This is a genomic window from Bacteroides sp. 1_1_30 (assembly GCF_020982715.1).
Lineage (GTDB): Bacteria > Bacteroidota > Bacteroidia > Bacteroidales > Bacteroidaceae > Bacteroides > Bacteroides xylanisolvens.
In genome coordinates, this window is record NZ_JAJKHN010000013.1 from 1 (window position 1) to 22,790 (window position 22,790).

Genomic DNA, 22,790 nt, shown 5'->3' on the forward strand with positions numbered 1-22,790 from the left:
GACTACAGTAAAAAGGTGAAAAATGCAGCCAGAAACTTTTCGGTGGCAACAAAGATGGCACTTACCATACTAAAGAATGAAAAAACAACAAAAGGAAGCATGAATCTGAAAAGACTAAAAGCCGGATGGGATGAAAAATATTTGTCACAACTTTTACAGGAAAATAATTTTTAATGCGTCTGCCCTGTAGTAATTAATCCATTAATAACAGAATATGAGTGCTTTATATGACTTATTTGAAAATCCACCGTCACCTGACGGAGAGAAACAACCGCTACATGCCCGTATTGTCTCCAAAGGAACCGTAGATAAAGAAGAGTTTCTGGATCGTGTCCACAAATTTACCGGTATCAGCAGAAGTTTATTGGCAGGAGCCATGGAAGCCTTTGCCAATGAAGCACGGGATTTACTAGCCGACGGCTGGAATGTAGAAATGGGAAACTTCGGATTCTTCTCTACATCGTTGCAATGTCCGCCGGTTAAAGATAAAAAAGAAATTCGGGCAGCGTCTGTTCAAATGAAAAATATTAATTTCCGCGCAAGTCGTCCATTCAAGAAAGAAGTAGGCGACAAAATGAGGCTGCAACGAGGAGAATCTATCACACGCCCTAAGAAAAATAGTATCTCCCGTGAGACGTGTCGCGAGCGCCTCAACACATATTTGGAAAATCACCTATTCATCAGCCGGACAGATTATAGCCATCTGACAGGACGAAATAAAAAAGTAGCTATTGAAGAATTAAATTCCTTTATCACTGACGGAATAATACGGAAAGAAGGGGTTGGAAAGTTGACTGTATATATAAAGGTATAAACTCTTGGAACACAGAATTAAGAGCCACAACAAGATTATTGCTGTTGTAACTCAAGTATGATTTCATCAGTGATGTAGGCATCACTCAACGTTATAAGCGGATATTGTTTATTAAGAAGCAATGCATATACCTTACTATTATAGAACAAGTGCAATGCTTTTTCGGGAGAAATATTCAAACGCTCCGCTAATTGCATCACCACACGAGTGTATTTATTCCATACTAATACATCTATCATAAACGCAGGTTATTTTATTGTTATATATTCTTTGAAAGAGAGACACTCGTCAATGAGACGTTGATTGAGAATCCTTTACCAAAGTCGAGGTTTTCGCGTCCGACACCGACCAAAGGATACTCTACGGCCTGCGTACTACCATGATAGACCTTCATACAGATTCTCCTTTTTCTTTATAATGGGCTTCCCAGTTTTCAAGAGCTTCTACCAACGTATCGGCTATGTACTCACGACTCTGGGTGTGAAGCATGTCATATCCACTTATCAGGTATTGACGGATAAGATTCAGTTTTTCCAAACGGTTATAGAGAGTAGGAGCCGGAATACCCAACTTCTGGGCGGCACTCTCAATGGCAAAAATCACAAACTCCATGACTTTGCCATCAACAACGGGGGCTGATTGGCTTGAATGTAGCATACTATACCTCTATTATCTTAGTGTAATATGTACAAATATAGTGTTTATTCTTGCAACGTTCATCGTTTTTCGGCATATTTTATGATTATCAAGAACATTTGAGTATCGTGAAACTGATTGAAATACTCCCTATTTGGAAATGGCTATTAAAGTAGAACATCTAAGAATCTATAAATCAGAATCATACAAACAAAATAAATAAAAGTGAATCAAAGTACGTACATCTAGGATCGTTAAAGCACCTCCCCGGAAAGTGCCCATAGTATCTTTGCATCGTGATCACAAAGAGAATTGATAAGTAAAGTAACTAATTAAAAAAAACAAAAAACTATGGCACTTAGATACGTCATTAAAAAAAGAACATTCGGCTTTGATAAAACTAAAGCTGAAAAGTATGTAGCACAAAATGTAATCACCAATACGGTGGATTTCAGAGATTTGTGCGAGGAAATCACCAAAGTAGGAATGGTCCCCAGTGGAGCGGTAAAATTTGTACTTGATGCTTTGATCGATACATTGAATCTCAACCTTAGAAAAGGCATCTCTGTTCAATTAGGAGATTTCGGATGCTTCCGTCCAGGTATGAATTGCGAAAGTCAGGATGCTGAAAAAGATGTAGATAGCGATACGATACGCAGAGTGAAAATCATTTTCACTCCGGGCTACAAATTCAAAGAGATGCTAAGTAAAGTCAGTGTTCAAAAAGCGGTGGCTTCCGATGATGGTTCCATCAGCCCGGAGCAACCGGATCCCAACCCGAATCCAAACCCGGATGACGGCAAAGGAGAAGCACCGGACCCGGCAGCATAAGACTAATCATCAGCCTTTAAAAGCAGGAAAACAGTACCCGCCTACGGGCGGATACTGTTTCCCAAAGTATTCCTGTAAAAGACTTGACAACGCCTTTTTTATTTTGTATCTTTACAACATCTTAAAACATTAAAATATCAACATGAAAGAATTGCCATCAGAAGAGGAAGAAATTCCGTTTCGCATTAAAACTTATAAGAAAAAGGAATTGGCTTGTATGTACAATCCGAACATTACACCCCGTTGCGCCATACGCATATTCACCAAATGGATTAAAATAAATAAAGAACTGCTCCGGTTATTGACTGCCACAGGTTATCATCCGCGTACACGAACTTTTACTCCCCGACAGGTACAAATCATCACCAGTATTCTGGACATTCCATAAGGATGTCCAGAATACTGGTTTTATCATTGCAGTTGTCCCGCCGCTTTCAAATAAGCCACATAATTCACATACAATTGGAAATGGGCATCCACTTTCGTCTGATAAGCCTGCTGCCAAAGCACTTGTGCTTCCAGATAATCCGAAAGAGTTTCCAGTCCCACTTCATATTGCTTACCACTGACTTTCATATTCTCCTCTGCCTGTTCCAGCGAACGTTCGGAAAGCTCCGTTTCCAACCGGGCCTCATCCAGATTATTGGCAGCTTGCATCAACTCCAGCAACATCTTTTCATTGACATTTTCCTGTTCAAGACGAGCTTGTTCCAACTTCACTTTGGCAGACTTTACTTTATTGGTACGTTCGCCAAAATGAAACAGAGGGACAGAGACATTCAGGAATACGGAAAAAGCACCCTTTTTCATCAAAGTTTCATCATTGACTTCCAATCCGTGAAGATAATCATAACTACCTCTGACGCCGATACGCGGTAACAGTTCACTACGATTCAGCTTTACCTCCTGCTCGGCAATGGCTATTTGTTTGTTCAAGATTCCATATTCGGGACGGGCAGTTATGTCAGAGACCTGCACTTTCCACTCCTGCTCCACTTCCGGAAAATCATCGGATATATCAATCTGTGCTGTCAAAGGGCGGCCGATGTAATGACAAAGATTCATACTTGCAAGACGGAGGGCGTTATCAGCCTTTCGCAAAGAAAGTTCACTCTCGTTGAGCTTCACTTGCACTTTCAGTACATCATTTTGCGGTTTCATGCCATGCCGATGAGCACTCTTTACATTTTTGGAAAGTTCCGTCAGTAAGGCGTGATATTTTTCCGCTACTTTTTTCATCTCCTTGGCTTTCACTAACTGCACGTATGCTTTATCTGTATTCAGAATAACTTCCGAAGTAGTTAAAGCTTCGTTCAAATGTGCCATTTCCTTTCCCAATAGTGACATTTTATAGGCGGCACGGATTTTTCCTCCCATATAAAGAGGTTGCTCCACTTGTACACCGCCCGAGTAAACAGTTCCGACCTTATAGTCCAGATTCAGTCCGGGAAAATAAGCGAAACCGCTCGATACCAGTTCTCCGGTAGCAGGATTGGGCAAGAAAACCGGAAGGTTTCCTCCCGGAACTCCGAGACTTCCGTCCGCTGTGCTATAAATACCCGTTCCGTTGACTGTAAAATTAGGGAAGAAATTGGCTTTATAACTAAGAGACATCAATCGGGCTGCTTCCGTCTGCTTATTAGCGGCAGCCATATCCTTATTATATTTCAGTGCCATTTCACGGCATTGCGCCAGACTTAGTTTTTCTTGCGCGGCAAGAGAAACCGACAGGCCGAACAATACACCCGCTACACTAATGGCTACAAGAATTTCTTTTTTCATTTGTCTGTCTTTTTTATATGAAAGAATAATGCATACAAAATCGGGATAAAAAGCAACGTTATCAACGTGCCGAACAGCAACCCACCCATAATAGAAGCCGCCAACGAACCGAACATGGCATCCGGCAACAATGGAATCATTCCCAAAATCGTAGTCAGCGAAGCCATCATCACGGGACGGAGACGACTTTGCGAACTATCTATCAATGCCGTCACAGGTTCTACTCCCTGATTAATCTGCAAAGTGATCTCATCCATCAATACAATACCATTCTTAATAATCATGCCGATCAATCCCAATGTACCGACGATAGCCACAAAGTTGAATGTCTTCCCGGTAAGCAGCATTACAGTAACAACACCGACAAATACCAGCGGAATAGTACAGAAGATGATAACCGGTTTCCGGTAATCTTTGAACAGCATGATTAGAATGGATATCATCAGAATGATAGCAAACGGGAAATTCTTGAACAGATATTGCATAGACTTTGTGCTGGCGTTCCTCTCGCCTTGCCATTGAAGCCGATATCCGTCAGGCAGCGGAATCTGTTCAATCTGCGTGGCAATGGATTGCCGCGCCTTCTCCGTTTCTACCCCCGGAACAGGAGAACATTGCACCCGTTGGCTACGCTGCCCGTTATAACGGGGAACCACCGGATCTTCCCACTTCACATCAATCCGCTTACTGATTTGTTTTAACGGAGTTGTTCCCATCAACGTTTCCACCAGTTCTTCTTTTGATAGTGTTCCTGTCTTCAGTTTCATCATCATTTCCTGTGTCAGCAAACCGTTCAGAGAAGGAAGAGACGAGAATATCTGCGTATTGCCCAGGTTTTCAATCGGATTTCCGTGTTCGTCCAGACAACGCAAGTAGATATTATCTTTGTGAATACCTTCGTAGAAAGACCCGATAGGGATGCCGCTGGTAGCGGTCAGTAGAGATAGGCTTACATCATTACGGCTCAATCCGATAGCACGTGCCGCAGGCTGGTCATATTCAATAGTCAGTACCGGAATTTGCGGTTCCCAGTCCGTGGTAATCAGGTAAACATCCGGGCAATTCTCCATAATCTTGCGGGCACTGTCTGCCAACTGATGCAAAACAGCAGGATCAGGACCGGTAAATTGCACTTCAATAGGATATTTTTTGAACATCAGATTGTAGCGGTTCATCTTTACGTAAGCATCCGGATAATGTTGTGAAAGATATTGTTGAATTTCCGCCATGTTATCCACCAAATCGTCCGGAGAGGTGAAGTCGATAATCAGTTCACCGTAAGATAAGGAAGGATTGGCTACGTTACGCACCAAGTTATAACGAGCAGGTGTACCACCGATAGAAGTAGTGACGTGTGTAACTTCCGGACGCTTTTTCAGGTAAACTTCGATTTCTTCCAAGTCACGTGCTACACGAGTGGAGTTAGTCCCTTCCGGCAATTTATATTCCATGTAAAGCTGATCGTAGACCATATCCGGGAAAAAGCCCTGCTTCATAAACCGATAACTGAAAGCCGAAAGCAATACCAAAGCAATCATTGTAAACACAAAACTCCAACGATGTGCCAGACTGAATTTCAATAATGAACGGAGCACAGCATAAATCTTTCCTTCATACACACGTTTTCCGGCAGCAGTAGTTGCCGCAGAGATTTCCGGATGCAAAATCCGGTCAGCCATCAACGGGACGTGCACCAAAGCCAGCACCCAACTAAGCAATAAGGAAACAGCGAGTACGATAAACAAATCGCGCGTATAAACGCCTGCCGTATCAGGAGACATAAAGATAGGAAGAAAAGCGATGATGGCAATCAGAGTAGCTCCCAGCAAAGGCATCGCTGTCTGCCGTCCGATGGCAGTCATTGCCTCCATCCGACTCTTTCCGGCTTTCAAATCTACCAAAATACCGTCGATGATAACAATCGCATTATCCACCAGCATCCCCATCGCAAGCACGAACGAGGCCAATGAAACACGCTGCATCGTACCGTTCATAAAATAAAGGAACAGAAAGGAACCGAATACCGTCACTACCAAACTGATACCGATAATCACCCCGCTCTTAAATCCCATAGCAATCATCAGAATAACAACTACGATAATCACAGATTCTATCAGATTAAGAATGAACGTCCCCAACGAACTGCCTACACGTTCCGGCTGATAGAAAACTTTATGGCACTCTACCCCCGCTGGAAGGCGTTCGACTTTCAGTTGCTCCAATTTCTTTTCCACTTGATGCCCCACTTTGATAATGTCGGCATCCGAAGAAGCGGCCACCATTATTCCTATCGCACGCTGACGGTCATAAAACAATTCGTTGCGGGTAGGATCTTCATAATCTTTCTCAATACGGGCTATATCACTCAACCGCAACTGATCGGCATCATGTCCCTGAATCAGCATACGACCGATATCCTCCACCGTCTTAAACTTGTCACTGACTGTCACCCGGATACGATTATCGCCATTATCATAGTAACCAGTATAAGTCGTTTGGTTCTGTCCGTTCAATGTGGCTAGCACTTCGGCGGGTTTCACACCCAAGTTAGCCATCCGGTCTTGCAAAAGAGAGATATTAATACATTCGGGACGTTTACCGTATAAGTCGACGCGTTCCACCCCATCCAGTTCGCTGACTTCACGTTTCACCAGTTCTGAATAATCAGACAGTTCCCTGTCGGAAAGTCCGTCACCCGTCAAAGCGAAAAACATTCCGTAAACATTTCCAAAATCATCTTTTACAATAGAAGGACTGGCACCTTCGGGAAGTTCTGCCTGTGCGTTCGCCACTTTACGACGCAACAGATCCCAGCATTGTTCTACGTCCGTCTCTTTGACAGTCGTTTTCAGTTCTACCTGAATCAGGGAGAGATCGTTGTAGGAATAACTTTCCACATTATCTATATTCCCCATGGAGCGAATATTCTTCTCCAGTACATCCGTCACCTCTAATTCTACCTGATGCGCAGACGCACCGGGATAGGTGGTGACTACCATGGCAAGCTTTACCGTTATTTCTGGGTCTTCCAGTTTACTCATTTCATAACTGGAATAAGCTCCTCCTACAATCAGTACGGCAATCAGGAAGTAGATTAACTTCTTGTTCTCAAATGCCCATTTACTAATATCAATCATAGCAGTCCTCCCACATTGGTTTCAGCAGCCGGAAGAAGCGGTTCCACCTGTTCTCCCTCTTTTACATGATGCACCCCCGAAGCGACAACCAAATCACCGGGATTCGCTCCGTCTGAAGTAATCAGGCATCTGCCGTCGCTAAGCAGACGGGTGACGGTCACATCACAACGGCGAATAGCGTGACTGGAAGCATCATAAAGAAAGATACTCGTACGCCCGTTCTCACGAAGAATCGCTCCACCGGGAACCGACAGGTTACGCACATCTCCTTCACTACATTCGATAGTTACCATTGTATTCATGCCGGGCGATGGAACTGCCTGTTTATCTTCTTTCTTCAGTTGAAGCCGCATGGTGTACAACTGATTGGCATTTGCCTTAGGGGTGACACTAATCAGTTCCAAAGCATATCTTTGATGAGGATAAATATCGAATGTACAATAGTAGCGGGTAAACTGCTGTCGACGAATATATTCCACTGCCGGAAGATTAATCTCTACCTCCGGGCTTCCCTCACTGATGATGGAAACGACGGGCATACCGGCAGCTACCGTCTCATGGGAATCAAAAAGACGTTTCTGCACATATCCGCTAAAAGGAGCATACAAACGGGTGTATGCCAACTGATCTTTAGCATGGTTATATTTGGCGGTAATCTGTCTCAATCCGTACACGGCCTTATCGTTAGCATCCGGTGTTGTCACATTTTCCTTATAAAGTGCCATCACCCGTTCCGCCTCCGCTTTCACACTTTGATATTCTGCTTCTGCCGCATCCAGCTGAATCTGATAGTCTGTCGGATCTAATTCTGCCAGTAATTGCCCTTTACGCACATAGGCACCGTCATTTACATGCATATACTGAATAGTACCACTCACCCGGAAAGACAGACTTATGTCCTGTGCCGCTTTCACCCGTCCCGGAAACTGCAAAGCTATTTGTCTGTCGGCAGAAAGTACGGTATCAATCTTCACTGCCGGCTTACTGTCTGTGTTTTGTACACGTTGCCCACACGAAGTCAACAGAACTGCTAAAAATCCTGTTAATAAGAAGTCTAATCGTCTCATATTTTCACTTATTAGTTAGTTGTCACAAAAGTATCCCAAGCAAACATGAGGAGAAAGGTTGATTTAGACGAAACATTGTTCTATTTGTACGTTAGCTAAGATAAAAAGCCGAAATAGTTTGCTATTTGTATTTATTTGTTTGTTACTTTGTAAGGAAATTCATTTCAACGAAAAGGAATATGGAACCACTGATGCCATTCAAGTATGTTATAATATCTCCGGAAGATACTTCCATGAAAGAAGGATGCATTATTTCCGAATTCAACCAATGCGGACTTTTCCTCTGCCAGAAAGGACAGGCGGAAATCCTGCTGGGAGGTAGACCATATCAGATTAACAAAAGGAATCTTTTCATATATACTGCAGCCAACCTTCTACAGATACGCCAAAGAAGCGCAGACCTGAAAGGAATCATGATAGAGGTCGATCTGGATTATGTCATACCGATAGTAAACAAAGTAGCCAACTCGGAAAACTTGCTTTATTTGCGGGAAAATCCCTGTCTGTCGCTTTCCGAAGAGCAATATACATTTGTAGAGAACTTGCTCAAATCTGTAGAAAAACGAATTAACAGGGAGAATATCTGTAACAGTTCCCGACAGAAACAACATTTAATTTCTGAATTAATCAAATCCTGGGGACAAGTGATATGCTATGAGTTATTAAACATCTATTTCAACAACGAACCGCAAACACCACTACCACAGGATAAAAAGGATAAGATTTTCCAAAATTTCATGATTACCCTCTATCGATATTATCATCAGGAACGGGATGTTACTTTCTATGCAAACAAGCAATGTCTGTCCGCCCGATATTTTTCTTCTGTCATCAAGGAGAAATCAGGGAGTAGTGCTTTGCAGTGGATTATACAGAATGTCATTACAGAAGCCAAATATCTGCTCGATAATACCGATTTAAGTATTAAGGAAATAGCGACCAAGCTCAACTTCCCCACACAATCATTCTTCGGGAAATATTTCAAGCAGTATGTCGGTATATCTCCTAAAGAATATCGGAACAAACTTATCAAACAGTAACTTTCTTAAACTGCCGGAACTGCCACCACAACATACCTCCGGATATAAGACTAGCCGCCAAATCTGCCACAGGCATACTGGCCCAAACACCCATTTGTCCATAATAATGAGGTAGAATCAATAAACAGGGCACTAAGAATAACATCTGTCGGGTCAGCGACAAAAAAATGGCTTTACTTGCCATTCCGATACTCTGGAAGAAATTGGAAGCTACCATCTGAAAACCTACAATCGGATAGAAGAACACCACTACACGAAATCCTTTAGAAGCGATACTGATTAATTCTGCGTCCGAAGTAAAAATGGAAGATACGATTTCCGGAATGAACATACCTATCAGGAAACCAATCGTTGTCACTACAGTTGCACAATAAATGGTTACTTTCAGTACTTCCGTCACACGAGGATAGAGCTTCGCACCAAAATTATATCCCGCAATGGGCTGCATCCCCTGGTTCAGTCCCAATACAATCATAATAAAGACAAAAACAATACGATTAACAATACCGAATGCACCGATCGCCAAATCACCTCCATGCTCTTTTAATCCCTGATTAATCAGAATCACAATAAAGCAAGACGCCATATTCATCAGGAAGGGAGACATACCGATAGCCAATGAATCCAACACGATCTTCCGTTTCAAACGGAAAATACCTTTTTTCAATCGTATCAGTTCGTCTTTGCGACAGAACAGATGAAGCTGCCAGACCAAGGCGATCAACTGCGCACAAACCGTAGCTGTGGCCGCCCCGCGAATTCCCCAGTCGAATACAAAAATAAACAAAGGTGCAAGTAATACATTGATTAACACGGTCGTGATGGTTGCCACCATCGCTTTTTGCGGATGTCCCGAGGCACGAAGCACTGCATTCAGTCCCCAATATAAATGAGTTACCACATTTCCCAGCAGAATAACCTGCATAAATTCGCGGGCATATTTGACAGTCTCATCACTTCCGCCGAAAAAATAAAGTATCGGATCAAGAAAAGGCAGAACGACCAGCGTAAAAGAGATACTATAATAAGGTTTAATACAAACACATTTCCCAAAACCCGCTGTGCGGTATCATAATCTTTCTGGCCCAACTTCACAGAAATCAATGTAGCTGCACCTACCCCCACCAAAGAGCCAAAAGCCGCGGCAAGATTCATTAGCGGAAAGGTTAATGCTAACCCGGAGATAGCCATCGCCCCTACTCCATGACCGATGAAAATACTATCTACCATATTATAAAGAGAAGACGCCGTCATGGCGATAATTGCCGGAATGGCATACTGCATTAAAAGCTTTCCAATCTTTTCCGTACCCAACGCAGTGGGTGTCTTTTGTCCTGTCATACCTATTAGTTTGAGGGTGCAAAGATACAAAAAAGAGACGGATTACAGGATATATGAGAAAAGTTTCGTATTTTTGCCCACAAAATTGAGTTAATACGTAACGAAATGAATATATTAGAACTAAGTGAACAGGAAATTATTCGACGTAACAGTCTGAATGAGCTTCGTGCAATGGGTATTGATCCATACCCTGCTGCAGAGTATGTAACCAATGCTTTCTCTACAGATATTAAAGCTGAATTTAAAGACGACGAAGAACCACGCCAGGTTTCCGTAGCCGGCCGTATCATGAGCCGCCGCGTGATGGGTAAAGCCTCTTTCGTTGAATTGCAGGACTCTAAAGGTCGCATCCAGGTGTACATCACCCGCGATGATATCTGTCCGGGAGAAGACAAAGAACTGTACAACGCTGTATTCAAACGCCTGCTCGACTTAGGTGACTTTATCGGTATCGAAGGTTTCGTGTTCCGCACACAAATGGGTGAAATCAGTATCCATGCTAAGAAACTGACTGTACTTGCAAAGTCTATCAAACCGTTGCCTATCGTTAAATACAAAGACGGGGTAGCTTATGACTCTTTTGAAGATCCCGAACTCCGTTATCGCCAACGCTATGTGGACCTGGTAGTGAACGACGGTATCAAAGAAACATTCCTGAAACGTGCCACTGTTGTGAAAACATTGCGCAATGCTTTGGACGAAGCCGGTTACACGGAAGTGGAAACTCCCATCCTGCAATCTATTGCCGGTGGAGCAAGCGCACGACCGTTCATCACTCACCATAACTCACTGGACATGGATCTTTACCTGCGTATCGCAACAGAACTTTATCTGAAGCGACTGATCGTAGGTGGTTTTGAAGGTGTATATGAAATAGGTAAGAACTTCCGTAACGAGGGTATGGACAAAACCCATAACCCGGAGTTCACTTGTATGGAACTCTACGTACAATATAAGGATTACAACTGGATGATGAATTTCACCGAAAAGTTGTTGGAACGTATTTGTATCGCAGTAAACGGTAGCACAGAAACAGTGGTTGACGGAAAAACCATCAACTTCAAAGCTCCTTACCGCCGTCTGCCTATTCTGGACGCTATCAAAGAAAAGACAGGATATGACCTGAACGGCAAGAGCGAAGAGGAAATCCGCCAAGTCTGCAAGGAACTGAAGATGGAAGAAATCGACGAGACGATGGGTAAAGGCAAGCTGATTGATGAAATCTTCGGAGAATTCTGCGAAGGTACATATATCCAGCCGACTTTCATCACCGATTATCCGGTTGAAATGTCTCCGCTGACCAAGATGCACCGCTCTAAACCGGGACTGACCGAACGTTTCGAACTGATGGTGAACGGTAAAGAGCTGGCTAATGCCTACTCGGAATTGAACGATCCGCTGGATCAGGAAGAACGTTTCAAAGAACAAATGCGTTTGGCCGACAAGGGAGACGACGAAGCGATGATTATCGATCAGGACTTCCTGCGCGCTTTACAATATGGTATGCCTCCTACATCGGGTATCGGTATCGGTATCGACCGTCTGGTGATGTTAATGACCGGACAGACTACCATTCAGGAAGTATTGTTCTTCCCGCAAATGCGCCCGGAAAAAGTAGTGAAAAAAGACGCTGCTGCCAAATACATGGAATTGGGAATTGCAGAAGACTGGGTTCCGGTGATTCAAAAAGCCGGTTACAACACAGTTGCCGACATGAAAGATGTCAATCCGCAGAAGCTGCACCAGGACATCTGCGGCATTAACAAGAAATATAAATTAGAACTGACCAATCCGTCGGTAAACGACGTAACTGAGTGGATACAGAAAATTTAATAAGTTCTTCATCCAAATCCATACAAATGAAATTACCCGGCAAGATAGCGATAATGGGCGGAGGAAGTTGGGCTACAGCCATCGCAAAGATGTGTCTGGCCCAAGAGGACTCTATCAATTGGTACATGCGGCGAGACGACCGCATTGCCGATTTTAAACGATTAGGGCACAATCCGGCTTATCTGACAGGAGTGAAATTTGATACGAGACGCATCACTTTCAGTTCCAACATCAACGATGTTGTGAAAGAATCGGATACACTGATCTTCGTCACTCCCTCTCCTTATCTGAAAGCACATCTGAAAAAGCTGAAAACCAAGATAAAAGATAAGTTTATCATCACCGCTATCAAAGGAATCGTACCCGATGACAACGTTATTGTATCGGAATACTTCACAAAAGAATATGGTGTGCCACCAGAAAACATAGCAGTCCTTGCAGGTCCCTGCCACGCAGAAGAAGTAGCTTTGGAGCGACTCTCCTACCTGACTATCGCCTGCCCTGATAAAGACAAGGCACGTATCTTCGCACGCCGTCTGGGAAGCAGTTTTATCAAAACATCTGTCAGTGATGACGTGGCGGGTATCGAATACAGTTCGGTGCTCAAAAACGTGTATGCCATTGCTGCCGGTATCTGTAGCGGACTGAAATATGGCGACAACTTCCAGGCTGTATTGATCTCTAACGCCATTCAGGAAATGAATCGTTTCCTGAACACGGTGCATCCGTTGAACAGAAACGTGGATGAATCTGTTTATCTGGGGGATTTATTGGTGACCGGCTACTCCAACTTTAGTCGTAACCGTACTTTCGGAACGATGATAGGTAAAGGGTATTCCGTGAAGAGTGCGCAAATTGAAATGGAAATGATTGCAGAAGGGTACTATGGTACGAAATGTATCAAAGAAATCAATAAGCATCATCATGTCAATATGCCGATACTAGACGCTGTGTATAACATCCTATACGAACGTATCTCACCAATGATCGAGATTAAATTGCTGACTGACTCTTTTAGATAATCTTTAAACAAGAACGATATGATTAGTTTAAACATTGAAAAGACATTTGGATTTATCTCCAAAGAAAAGGTTTTTGCTTACGAAGCTGAAGTAAAAGCCGCACAGGAAATGCTTGAAAAAGGTACAGGCAAAGGTAATGACTTTTTAGGATGGTTGCATTTGCCTTCTTCTATCACTAAAGAACACTTAGCCGACCTGAACGCTACAGCAAAAGTATTAAGAGATAACTGTGAAGTAGTAATCGTTGCCGGTATCGGTGGCAGCTATCTGGGTGCCCGTGCCGTAATCGAAGCTTTGTCTAACAGCTTCACTTGGCTGCAGGAAAAGAAAACGGCTCCTGTCATGATCTATGCAGGACACAATATCAGCGAAGATTATCTGTATGAACTAACTGAATATCTGAAAGATAAGAAATTCGGTGTCATCAATATTTCTAAATCAGGAACTACCACCGAAACTGCTCTTGCTTTCCGTTTGCTGAAAAAACAATGCGAAGATCAGCGCGGCAAAGAAACAGCAAAGAAAGTAATCGTTGCTGTGACGGACGCTAAAAAAGGTGCTGCCCGTGTTACAGCTGACAAAGAAGGATATAAAACATTTATCATTCCTGACAACGTAGGCGGACGTTTCTCTGTACTGACTCCGGTTGGTTTGCTGCCTATCGCAGTAGCCGGATTTGATATTGACAAACTGGTTGCCGGTGCTGCCGATATGGAAAAAGTATGCGGATCGGACGTTGCATTTACTGAAAACCCGGCTGCTATTTATGCTGCTACCCGCAATGAGTTGTACAGAAATGGCAAGAAGATCGAAATCCTCGTTAACTTCTGCCCGAAACTGCACTATGTAAGCGAATGGTGGAAACAGCTTTACGGAGAATCGGAAGGAAAAGACAATAAGGGTATCTTCCCTGCATCGGTAGATTTCTCTACAGACCTTCATTCTATGGGTCAATGGATTCAGGAAGGCGAACGTTCTATCTTCGAAACTGTGATTTCAGTAGAGAAAGTTAACCACAAACTGGAAGTTCCTTCTGACGAAGCAAATCTGGACGGCTTGAACTTCTTAGCCGGCAAGCGTGTGGACGAAGTGAACAAGATGGCCGAACTGGGAACGCAGCTGGCTCACGTAGACGGTGGCGTACCTAATATGCGCATCGTACTTCCGGAATTGAGCGAATACAACATTGGTGGTCTGCTCTATTTCTTCGAAAAGGCTTGTGGTATCAGCGGTTATTTGTTGGGCGTGAACCCATTCAACCAACCGGGTGTGGAAGCATACAAAAAGAATATGTTTGCCTTGCTGGACAAACCGGGTTATGAAGAAGAATCCAAAGCAATCCGTGCAAAACTATAAATCAAGAACGTTTTATAAACGGTAAACTATAAACAATGAACGGTGAACAACTATGCTATATACATGGATTTGTTCACCGTTCATTATTATATTCAATTGATTGCAGTTTCCGATTGTACCGCTTATTGCCCGTTGTACCGTTTACTGCTCACCACTTCTACTTCTCATCTTCCACTTTCGTCTTCAAACCGATTTCTTCCTGTGCTCCTTCACATTCGGCTTTGGAAGAAAGATAGAACTCTAATTTCACATCACCGTTCTTATCTACCTGTTTAATGGTCGCAATCACCATAATTTTGGCTTTTGACACCCCATCCTTAAAACGAAGCTGTCCTTTTTCCACATCTGTCAGATTTCCCTCTGTAGATACTTCTGTTTGCTCATAAAAGAGTTTGGTATCCACTTCATCGTCATTCTGAAGTTTAAAGGTTTTCAGTTCTGCCCCATTTCCATCCAAAAGCAGAAAGGCTTTCACTTCATCTCCCACTTTCAAGGCGGGCAGTTCCTCCCTCTGATTCGCATAGTCTTTTTCATCGGAACTGGTATTTTCACCGTCCGATTCGATCTTCGCATAAAGCTTTTCTATCTTGATAACAGGACTTTCCCCACTATCAGAGCAGGCGCCTAAAAACAATGGTAGCAACAATAATACTCTCTTTTTCATGCTATCGTCGAGTTTATAACGTTACAAAAATACACATATTCTTCTAAACAGCAAATAATTATGTAGTTAATCGCTTGGGAGCGTCATTTGCAACTATCTTCCCTTTCTAACTTATCTCTCATTTTTTATCGTTATCTTTGCCTCGTATACAGTTGTAGATGAAGCGAATCAAACTTAAAAAACAAATAGAATGGCAGGAAATTTATTAAAGAAGTCCAGTGGACTCATGCTACTATGTAGCGTATCATTGCTAATGATAGTCATGACCGGTTGTCAGGAAGCCAAACTCAAAACTGTAATCGGGATAGCCAACAAACAGTGTCCGCTGGACATGGGAGAAGTCGGCAATATTACCAGTATCATCTACGACGGGGATAACGTAGTGTACACTCTCAACATGAACGAGGAAATTACCAATATTAAGATTTTGAAAGATAATCCGGAAAGCATGAAATCATCTATCAAAATGATGTTTCAGAATCCGGCTGCTGATGTAAAGGAAATGCTGAAGTTGATGGCTAAGTGTAATTCCGGATTACACATGATATTTGTAGGGAATAAGTCGGGCGAACAAGCGGTTTGCGAACTTACTGCCGAAGAATTGAAAGAGGTTATCAATACAAATGCCGACCCGGCACAAAGCGGACAGACAAAGCTTGAAGCGCAACTGAAAATGGCGAATCTGCAATTTCCAATGCAGGCCAGTGAAGAAGTCGTTGTCGAAAAAATCGAAATCATAGGTGAATCGGTTGTTTATATATGCAGTGTGGACGAAGAGTTGTGTCCTATCAGCCAGATTGAAGAAAACGCAGCTGAAGTGAAAGAGGGTATTGTGTCAACGCTAGCAAGTCAGACCGATCCTGCCACCCAGATATTCATAAAAACCTGCGTGGAGAACAATAAAAATATTACCTACAGATATATCGGCAAGGATTCCGGGAAACAATACGATGTAGTTATTCCCATGTCTGATCTGAAGAAAATGCTCATAAAAAAATAAAATATCATCTTAAAAAGATTCCGCAACGTACAAAGTATGAAAAAGAAACTGAAAGCCGTCCTGTTTGACATGGACGGCGTACTCTTTGACTCTATGCCTTATCATTCGGAAGCCTGGCATAAAGTAATGAAATCTCATGGGCTCACTCTTAGTCGCGAAGAAGCATATATGCATGAAGGACGGACAGGAGCCTCTACAATCAATATTGTTTTTCAACGTGAATTGGGTAGAGAAGCCACACAGGAGGAGATAGAAAGTATCTATCAGGAGAAAAGTGTTTTGTTCAATTCATATCCCGAAGCAAAGCCTATGCCCGGTGCATGGGAGTTACTGCAAAAAGTGAAGAAGGACGGGCTGATTCCGATGGTGGTCACCGGCTCCGGTCAGTTATCTCTGCTCGAACGGCTGGAACACAACTATCCGGGAATGTTTCACAAAGAACTGATGGTTACAGCGTTCGATGTGAAATATGGCAAACCCAATCCCGAGCCATATTTGATGGCTTTGAAAAAAGGAGGGATCAAAGCGGATGAAGCGGTTGTAGTAGAAAACGCTCCGTTAGGAGTGGAAGCCGGACACAACGCGGGTATTTTCACCATAGCAGTCAATACGGGTCCTTTGAACGGGCAAGTGTTGCTGGATGCCGGGGCTGATTTATTATTTCCATCCATGCAGGCACTTAATGACACCTGGGACATGATGACTGAAAATGACATCTAAAAGCTGAAAAGAAAATTTATTCTTCAAAACAGAAGAAAAATATTGAAAAGCAGGAATATAAATAGTATTTTTACGGGAGTTTAATTCGCTTAGATTCTATCTAAGCCAACGCAGATTCTACTATGCAAAAGTTATTATCTTTACCACCCAATTTGATCCATTGCTTCCACGAACTGGAAGAAGTTAACCATACCGATTGGTTTTGTACATCAGACCCCATAGGGAGCAAACTAGGCTCCGGCGGCGGAACCACATGGTTATTGCAAGCTTGCCATCAGGCATTCGCTCCACAAGAGTCTTTCAGCAACTGGATAGGACACGAAAAAAAAATATTGCTCCATGCAGGCGGACAAAGCCGTCGGCTACCCAGCTACGGCCCTTCCGGCAAAATATTAACTCCTATCCCGATCTTCAGTTGGGAAAGAGGACAAAAGCTGGGACAGAATCTGTTATCATTGCAGCTCCCGCTCTATGAAAGGATTATGAATCAGGCTCCGGCCGGTCTGAATACGCTGATTGCTAGCGGAGACGTATATATCCGTTCGGAAAAACCGCTTCAGGATATTCCGAACGCAGATGTAGTATGCTACGGGCTGTGGGTGAATCCTTCATTGGCAACTCATCATGGCGTGTTTGTTTCCGACCGGAAAAAACCGGAGGTGCTCGATTTCATGTTGCAGAAACCTTCTTTGGAAGAGTTGGAAGGATTGTCGAAAACTCATCTTTTCCTGATGGATATCGGCATCTGGATTTTGAGTGACCGCGCCATAGAAGTATTGATGAAACGGTCATTGAAAGAAGGTACGAAGGATATTACTTATTATGACTTATACTCGGACTATGGTTTGGCTTTGGGAGAGCATCCTAAAACGAAAGATGAAGAAATCAATCAGTTATCCGTAGCTATATTGCCGTTGCCAGGTGGAGAATTCTACCATTACGGCACAAGTCACGAACTGATTTCTTCTACTTTAGCCATACAGGACAAGGTACGGGACCAAAGAAGAATCATGCACCGGAAAGTAAAGCCAAATCCGGCTATCTTTATACAGAATTCCATCACACAAGTTTCTCTTTCTGCCGACAACGCCAATTTATGGATTGAGAATAGCCATGTGGGAAAAGAATGGAAATTAGGTTCCCGCCAGATTATTACAGGAGTTCCTGAAAACCAGTGGAGCATCAATTTGCCGGATGGGGTTTGCATCGACATTATTCCTATCGGTGAGAATGAGTTTGTTGCGCGTCCGTATGGATTGGATGATGTATTCAAAGGAGCGTTGGACAAAATAACGACTACTTACCTTAATGTTCCTTTTACCCGTTGGATGGAAGATAGAGGAATTACCTGGGAGGATATAAAAGGGCGTACAGATGATTTACAATCGGCATCCATCTTCCCCAAAGTGGCTTCTGTGGAAGATTTAGGCATATTAGTACGCTGGATGACCTCGGAGCCACAACTGGAAGAAGGGAAAAAACTTTGGTTGAAAGCAGAAAAAGTTTCTGCAGACGAAATATCCGCAAACGCCAACCTCAAGCGTCTTTACGAACAGCGCAATGCTTTCCGCAAGGAGAACTGGAAAGGATTGGCGGCCAATTATGAGAAGAGCGTATTCTATCAACTCGATTTGCTGGATGCCGCAAATGAATTTGTACGTTTCAATCTGGGCATGCCTGACGTCTTGAAAGAAGATGCTGCCCCCATGTTACGGATACACAACCGGATGCTTCGTGCACGTATCATGAAACTACATGAAGACAAGGATTGTGCCAAAGAGGAACAGGCAGCCTTTCAACTGCTTCGCGACGGTTTATTGGGGGTAATGAGCGAACGAAAGAGCCATCCCATACTCAACGTTTATTCCGATCAAATCGTATGGGGACGCAGTCCTGTGCGTATTGATGTGGCCGGAGGGTGGACGGACACACCTCCCTACTCTCTTTATTCAGGGGGAAGTGTTGTAAATCTTGCTATCGAACTAAACGGTCAACCACCGCTACAAGTATATGTGAAACCATGCAAGGAATATCACATCACTCTTCGCTCTATCGACATGGGTGCAATGGAAGTGATAAGGAATTACGAGGAACTGCAAGATTATAAAAAGGTAGGTTCTCCATTCTCTATTCCGAAAGCCGCCCTTACATTGGCGGGCTTTGCACCGGCATTCTCTACGGAATCTTATCCTTCTTTAGCTAAACAGCTGGAAGATTTCGGTTCAGGAATCGAAATTACTCTGCTGGCTGCTATTCCTGCGGGCTCTGGCTTGGGAACCAGTTCCATACTGGCATCTACCGTGCTCGGAGCAATCAATGATTTCTGCGGATTGGCTTGGGATAAAAATGATATATGTAGTTACACATTAGTATTAGAACAGCTCCTGACCACTGGAGGAGGTTGGCAAGATCAATATGGCGGTGTCTTTTCCGGTATTAAGTTGCTTCAATCCGAAGCTGGTTTCGAACAGAATCCATTAGTACGCTGGTTACCCGATCAGTTCTTTGTTCATCCTGATTACCGCGACTGTCATCTGTTATATTATACGGGAATTACTCGTACTGCTAAAAGTATTTTGGCAGAGATCGTCAGTTCCATGTTCCTCAATTCCGGTCCGCATCTAAGCTTGCTGGCCGAAATGAAAGCTCATGCAATGGATATGAGTGAAGCCATTTTACGAAGTAATTTCGAGAGTTTCGGTCGTTTGGTCGGCAAAACCTGGATACAGAACCAGGCATTAGACTGCGGAACCAATCCACCGGCAGTAGCAGCCATTATCGAAAAAATCAAGGATTACACCCTGGGATACAAACTCCCCGGTGCAGGTGGCGGAGGCTATTTATATATGGTAGCCAAAGACCCGCAAGCAGCCGGACAAATCCGACGGATACTGACGGAACAAGCCCCCAATCCTCGTGCTCGTTTTGTAGAAATGACTCTTTCTGATAAGGGACTTCAGGTTTCAAGAAGCTAAAGAGAAAGCGTTACCATATTGCCGGTCAATCATCCGGAACCATAAAAAACAAGCTTGGACAGATTCAAACGAAATGTCCAAGCTTTAATTTTTCAACGCCATAATGATCTGTTTTACATGTTGAGACTTGAAATAACTGTAAAGTAAATCATAATAATGATAAAAGCAATAGCTCCGATAATCAGCGCAACACTACCCCATTTCTTTTTTCTAGCTTCTTCCATTCTTATTTATATTTATTGGGATTAATATAATTTATCGTCAAATGTCTACATCTGGAAAGCTATGAACATACTACTACAGAATATCATTCCTTACTTTTTCATATCTACAAAGTTAGCATTTCTCACGAGAATCCTTTTATTTAAATCAACTTTTTCATTCTATTTAGGCTAAATTATGCAACTACATACAATAATAACTAACTAGGTTTGAGAAAATGCAAAGCAAAATACATGACTGACTATCTAAGGATTATGAATGTAAATATCAAGAATATGAAACACATTTATTTTACTCATTACCGCTTTTATATCACACAAAAACTGTACATTTGCACTATAAATAATATACTAGACTAAAAAAAGGATCAAAAACAAATAAAATATAAAGATGAAATTACTTAAACTATTATTCTTATCCGCCATCTTGCTATCCGCATGCAACAATGACTCGACAGACACTCCGGAAACAGGAGAGCCCAAACAGATTATCGTAGAAATGGCCTCCAATGATTTTACAGATGTCTCCGGCACATATACTCTTGAGAACAATAAAGAATACTGTACTCGGGAAGACGGAAAATATAAGATATTATTGGTCAAGAGTACATATATAAATAAGGAGGGAAAGGAAAAGGATATTCTTACCTATGGCATTCTGGATGTAGCAAATAAAAAATACATCTGCTATACAGCCAACATAGATGTAGCCCAAAGACTTGAAAGAGACTGGGAATTTTATAATCAAATAACTAATCCGGATTTTCCAGATGACCCAAATAGACGATTAGTTTGTAATTCTTATACAAAGAAAGACTAATAATAGAACCTCTTACGAGATAAAAGAAAGATTTCACTTTGATAGTCAACATATAACATTGGTTTCTTGGGAACAACAATAGACCAACAAAAATCAATTACAAGGGCTAAATCCTGCATTTAGTTTTAGTTATCCAAGGTATAAGAAAACAGAAATCCCTCAATAATCAACTGATTATCAAGGGATTTTTCTGTGACCCCGGTGCGATTCAAACGCACGACCTTCAGAACCGGAATCTGACGCTCTATTCACTAAGCTACGGGGCCATTCTTTCTAAATGCGAGGACAAAAGTATAAAAAATCTTCTCATCTTCCTAATGATTCTCCTTTTTTTATAGTTCTTAAGGTACTTCCCTATATTAGAAGACTGTTATTTTGAAATGCTTTAGAGCATTTACTTTATCAAATTGACAATCTTTTAGAGAATATCCATTACATATATCAATTTTATTCCTATCTTTGCCGACAATTAACATTTAACAAACCTATGAGTTACTTGATAAAACCTAAGAACTATAATCCGCTACTCGACCTCAAACAGACCGAGCTGGGAATCAAGCAAATAAAAGAGTTCTTCCAATTAAACTTGTCATCCGAGCTACGCCTTAGACGTGTAACTGCCCCCCTTTTCGTATTGAAAGGAATGGGTATCAATGACGATTTGAACGGAATAGAACGACCCGTTTCTTTCCCTATTAAAGATCTGGGCGATGCACAAGCCGAAGTGGTTCATTCATTGGCTAAATGGAAAAGGTTGACCTTAGCTGACTATCATATCGAACCCGGATATGGTATTTATACGGATATGAACGCAATCCGTTCAGACGAAGAACTGGGCAACCTGCATTCTCTCTACGTAGACCAGTGGGACTGGGAACGTGTCATCACCAATGAAGACCGGAACGTAAACTTCCTGAAAGAGATCGTCAACCGTATTTATGCGGCTATGATCCGTACAGAATATATGGTATACGAAATGTATCCACAAATCAAGCCGTGCCTGCCACAAAAGCTACATTTCATCCATTCAGAAGAATTGCGCCAACTTTATCCGGATCTGGAACCCAAATGTCGCGAACATGCCATTTGCCAGAAATACGGAGCTGTGTTTATCATAGGCATAGGCTGCAAACTTAGCGACGGCAAGAAGCACGACGGACGCGCACCGGACTATGACGACTACACAACCAAAGGATTGAACGACTTGCCCGGACTAAACGGCGACCTCCTTCTGTGGGACAATGTACTGCAACGCTCCATCGAATTATCATCTATGGGAATCCGTGTTGACAAAGAAGCCTTGCAACGTCAGTTGAAAGAAGAAAAAGAAGAAAAAAGACTGGAACTTTATTTCCACAAGCGATTGATGAATGACACCCTTCCCCTGTCTATCGGAGGAGGTATCGGACAATCCCGCTTGTGTATGTTCTACCTTCGCAAAGCTCACATCGGAGAAATACAAGCCAGCATCTGGCCCGAAGATATGCGCAAGGAATGTGAAGAACTTGAAATACACCTTATATAACAAACT

Annotated in this window: 20 protein-coding genes, 1 tRNA gene and 1 pseudogene; 12 read left to right on the forward strand and 10 right to left on the reverse strand. The window is 42.6% G+C overall.

All coding sequences use genetic code 11. From position 1 onward, the window contains the following. Positions 1 to 214: 214 nt before the first annotated feature. Positions 215 to 814 carry a DsbA family protein gene (locus LPH68_RS05180; RefSeq protein ID WP_120081040.1) on the forward strand — a complete coding sequence of 200 codons (600 nt, stop codon included), beginning with the start codon at positions 215 to 217 and terminating at the stop codon, positions 812 to 814. A 35-nt stretch (positions 815 to 849) separates the two neighbouring features. Here LPH68_RS05180 and LPH68_RS05185 read toward each other — a convergent pair whose 3' ends face one another. The 3 genes from LPH68_RS05185 to LPH68_RS05195 are packed head-to-tail and all read right to left on the reverse strand — an operon-like array spanning position 850 to position 1,471. After that, the gene (locus tag LPH68_RS05185) at positions 850 to 1,053 is read right to left on the reverse strand and encodes a DUF3791 domain-containing protein (RefSeq protein WP_004299389.1); all 204 of its coding nucleotides are present in this window, start codon (positions 1,051 to 1,053) and stop codon (positions 850 to 852) included. 20 nt (positions 1,054 to 1,073) lie between these two features. Further along, positions 1,074 to 1,208, reverse strand: a complete 135-nt coding sequence (locus LPH68_RS05190; RefSeq protein ID WP_004326183.1) for a DUF3990 domain-containing protein — start codon at positions 1,206 to 1,208, stop codon at positions 1,074 to 1,076. Beyond that, positions 1,205 to 1,471 (reverse strand): DUF3791 domain-containing protein, encoded by a 267-nt coding sequence (locus LPH68_RS05195; RefSeq protein WP_004299387.1) that lies wholly within the window; start codon positions 1,469 to 1,471, stop codon positions 1,205 to 1,207. The genes LPH68_RS05190 and LPH68_RS05195 overlap by 4 nt, the downstream gene beginning before the upstream one ends. Positions 1,472 to 1,801: 330 nt before the next feature. Here LPH68_RS05195 and LPH68_RS05200 point away from each other — a divergent pair, with 330 nt between their 5' ends. Then, the gene (locus tag LPH68_RS05200) at positions 1,802 to 2,281 is read left to right on the forward strand and encodes an HU family DNA-binding protein (protein ID WP_004299386.1); all 480 of its coding nucleotides are present in this window, start codon (positions 1,802 to 1,804) and stop codon (positions 2,279 to 2,281) included. Between the two features lie 142 nt (positions 2,282 to 2,423). Continuing rightward, positions 2,424 to 2,669, forward strand: a complete 246-nt coding sequence (locus LPH68_RS05205) for a DUF4248 domain-containing protein (protein WP_004299385.1) — start codon at positions 2,424 to 2,426, stop codon at positions 2,667 to 2,669. Positions 2,670 to 2,692: 23 nt separating this feature from the next. Here the strand turns inward: LPH68_RS05205 and LPH68_RS05210 are convergent, their stop codons facing one another. From LPH68_RS05210 to LPH68_RS05220, 3 genes are read right to left on the reverse strand one after another with little or no spacing between them, the layout of a single operon-like run. Further along, complete coding sequence (locus LPH68_RS05210; RefSeq protein ID WP_008650184.1) at positions 2,693 to 4,063, reverse strand: TolC family protein; 1,371 nt, start codon at positions 4,061 to 4,063, stop codon at positions 2,693 to 2,695. Then, positions 4,060 to 7,200 carry an efflux RND transporter permease subunit gene (locus LPH68_RS05215; protein ID WP_151923020.1) on the reverse strand — a complete coding sequence of 1,047 codons (3,141 nt, stop codon included), beginning with the start codon at positions 7,198 to 7,200 and terminating at the stop codon, positions 4,060 to 4,062. The genes LPH68_RS05210 and LPH68_RS05215 overlap by 4 nt, the downstream gene beginning before the upstream one ends. Next, positions 7,197 to 8,267, reverse strand: a complete 1,071-nt coding sequence (locus LPH68_RS05220; RefSeq protein WP_007751831.1) for an efflux RND transporter periplasmic adaptor subunit — start codon at positions 8,265 to 8,267, stop codon at positions 7,197 to 7,199. The genes LPH68_RS05215 and LPH68_RS05220 overlap by 4 nt, the downstream gene beginning before the upstream one ends. A gap of 179 nt (positions 8,268 to 8,446) precedes the next feature. On the opposite strand from LPH68_RS05220, the gene LPH68_RS05225 reads away from it, so the two are divergent. Then, positions 8,447 to 9,307, forward strand: coding sequence for a helix-turn-helix domain-containing protein (locus LPH68_RS05225; RefSeq protein ID WP_117683260.1), 861 nt, complete (start codon positions 8,447 to 8,449; stop codon positions 9,305 to 9,307). Here the strand turns inward: LPH68_RS05225 and LPH68_RS05230 are convergent. After that, complete coding sequence (locus LPH68_RS05230) at positions 9,297 to 10,313, reverse strand: MATE family efflux transporter (RefSeq protein WP_370638794.1); 1,017 nt, start codon at positions 10,311 to 10,313, stop codon at positions 9,297 to 9,299. The genes LPH68_RS05225 and LPH68_RS05230 overlap by 11 nt on opposite strands. Further along, positions 10,202 to 10,648 carry an MATE family efflux transporter gene (locus LPH68_RS05235; protein WP_230296871.1) on the reverse strand — a complete coding sequence of 149 codons (447 nt, stop codon included), beginning with the start codon at positions 10,646 to 10,648 and terminating at the stop codon, positions 10,202 to 10,204. The genes LPH68_RS05230 and LPH68_RS05235 overlap by 112 nt, the downstream gene beginning before the upstream one ends. A gap of 105 nt (positions 10,649 to 10,753) precedes the next feature. Between LPH68_RS05235 and lysS the strand changes: the two genes are divergently transcribed. The 3 genes from lysS to LPH68_RS05250 are packed head-to-tail and all read left to right on the forward strand — an operon-like array spanning position 10,754 to position 14,859. After that, a complete protein-coding gene (gene lysS / locus LPH68_RS05240; RefSeq protein WP_074559468.1) occupies positions 10,754 to 12,481 on the forward strand; it encodes a lysine--tRNA ligase in 1,728 nt (575 codons plus the stop codon). Positions 12,482 to 12,507: 26 nt separating this feature from the next. Continuing rightward, positions 12,508 to 13,503 (forward strand): NAD(P)H-dependent glycerol-3-phosphate dehydrogenase, encoded by a 996-nt coding sequence (locus LPH68_RS05245; RefSeq protein WP_004299378.1) that lies wholly within the window; start codon positions 12,508 to 12,510, stop codon positions 13,501 to 13,503. 18 nt (positions 13,504 to 13,521) lie between these two features. Beyond that, positions 13,522 to 14,859, forward strand: a complete 1,338-nt coding sequence (locus LPH68_RS05250) for a glucose-6-phosphate isomerase (RefSeq protein WP_008650174.1) — start codon at positions 13,522 to 13,524, stop codon at positions 14,857 to 14,859. Between the two features lie 157 nt (positions 14,860 to 15,016). On the opposite strand, the gene LPH68_RS05255 is transcribed toward LPH68_RS05250, so the two are convergent. After that, positions 15,017 to 15,523 (reverse strand): DUF5035 domain-containing protein, encoded by a 507-nt coding sequence (locus tag LPH68_RS05255; RefSeq protein ID WP_008650173.1) that lies wholly within the window; start codon positions 15,521 to 15,523, stop codon positions 15,017 to 15,019. Between the two features lie 190 nt (positions 15,524 to 15,713). On the opposite strand from LPH68_RS05255, the gene LPH68_RS05260 reads away from it, so the two are divergent. From LPH68_RS05260 to LPH68_RS05275, 4 genes and pseudogenes are all read left to right on the forward strand, one after another. Then, complete coding sequence (locus tag LPH68_RS05260) at positions 15,714 to 16,523, forward strand: hypothetical protein (RefSeq protein ID WP_115484948.1); 810 nt, start codon at positions 15,714 to 15,716, stop codon at positions 16,521 to 16,523. Between the two features lie 36 nt (positions 16,524 to 16,559). Further along, positions 16,560 to 17,243, forward strand: coding sequence for an HAD family hydrolase (locus LPH68_RS05265; RefSeq protein WP_115484947.1), 684 nt, complete (start codon positions 16,560 to 16,562; stop codon positions 17,241 to 17,243). Positions 17,244 to 17,362: 119 nt separating this feature from the next. Then, a pseudogene (locus LPH68_RS05270) lies at positions 17,363 to 20,218 on the forward strand (bifunctional fucokinase/fucose-1-phosphate guanylyltransferase); the annotation flags it as partial. Positions 20,219 to 20,830: 612 nt separating this feature from the next. Then, a complete protein-coding gene (locus LPH68_RS05275) occupies positions 20,831 to 21,259 on the forward strand; it encodes a hypothetical protein (protein ID WP_004326194.1) in 429 nt (142 codons plus the stop codon). 193 nt (positions 21,260 to 21,452) lie between these two features. Here LPH68_RS05275 and LPH68_RS05280 read toward each other — a convergent pair. Beyond that, positions 21,453 to 21,525, reverse strand: a tRNA-Arg gene (locus LPH68_RS05280). A 221-nt stretch (positions 21,526 to 21,746) separates the two neighbouring features. Here LPH68_RS05280 and asnA point away from each other — a divergent pair. Continuing rightward, on the forward strand, positions 21,747 to 22,784 hold the full coding sequence (asnA, locus tag LPH68_RS05285; RefSeq protein WP_151923021.1) for an aspartate--ammonia ligase: 1,038 nt from the start codon (positions 21,747 to 21,749) through the stop codon (positions 22,782 to 22,784). The last annotated feature ends 6 nt before the right edge of the window (positions 22,785 to 22,790 follow it).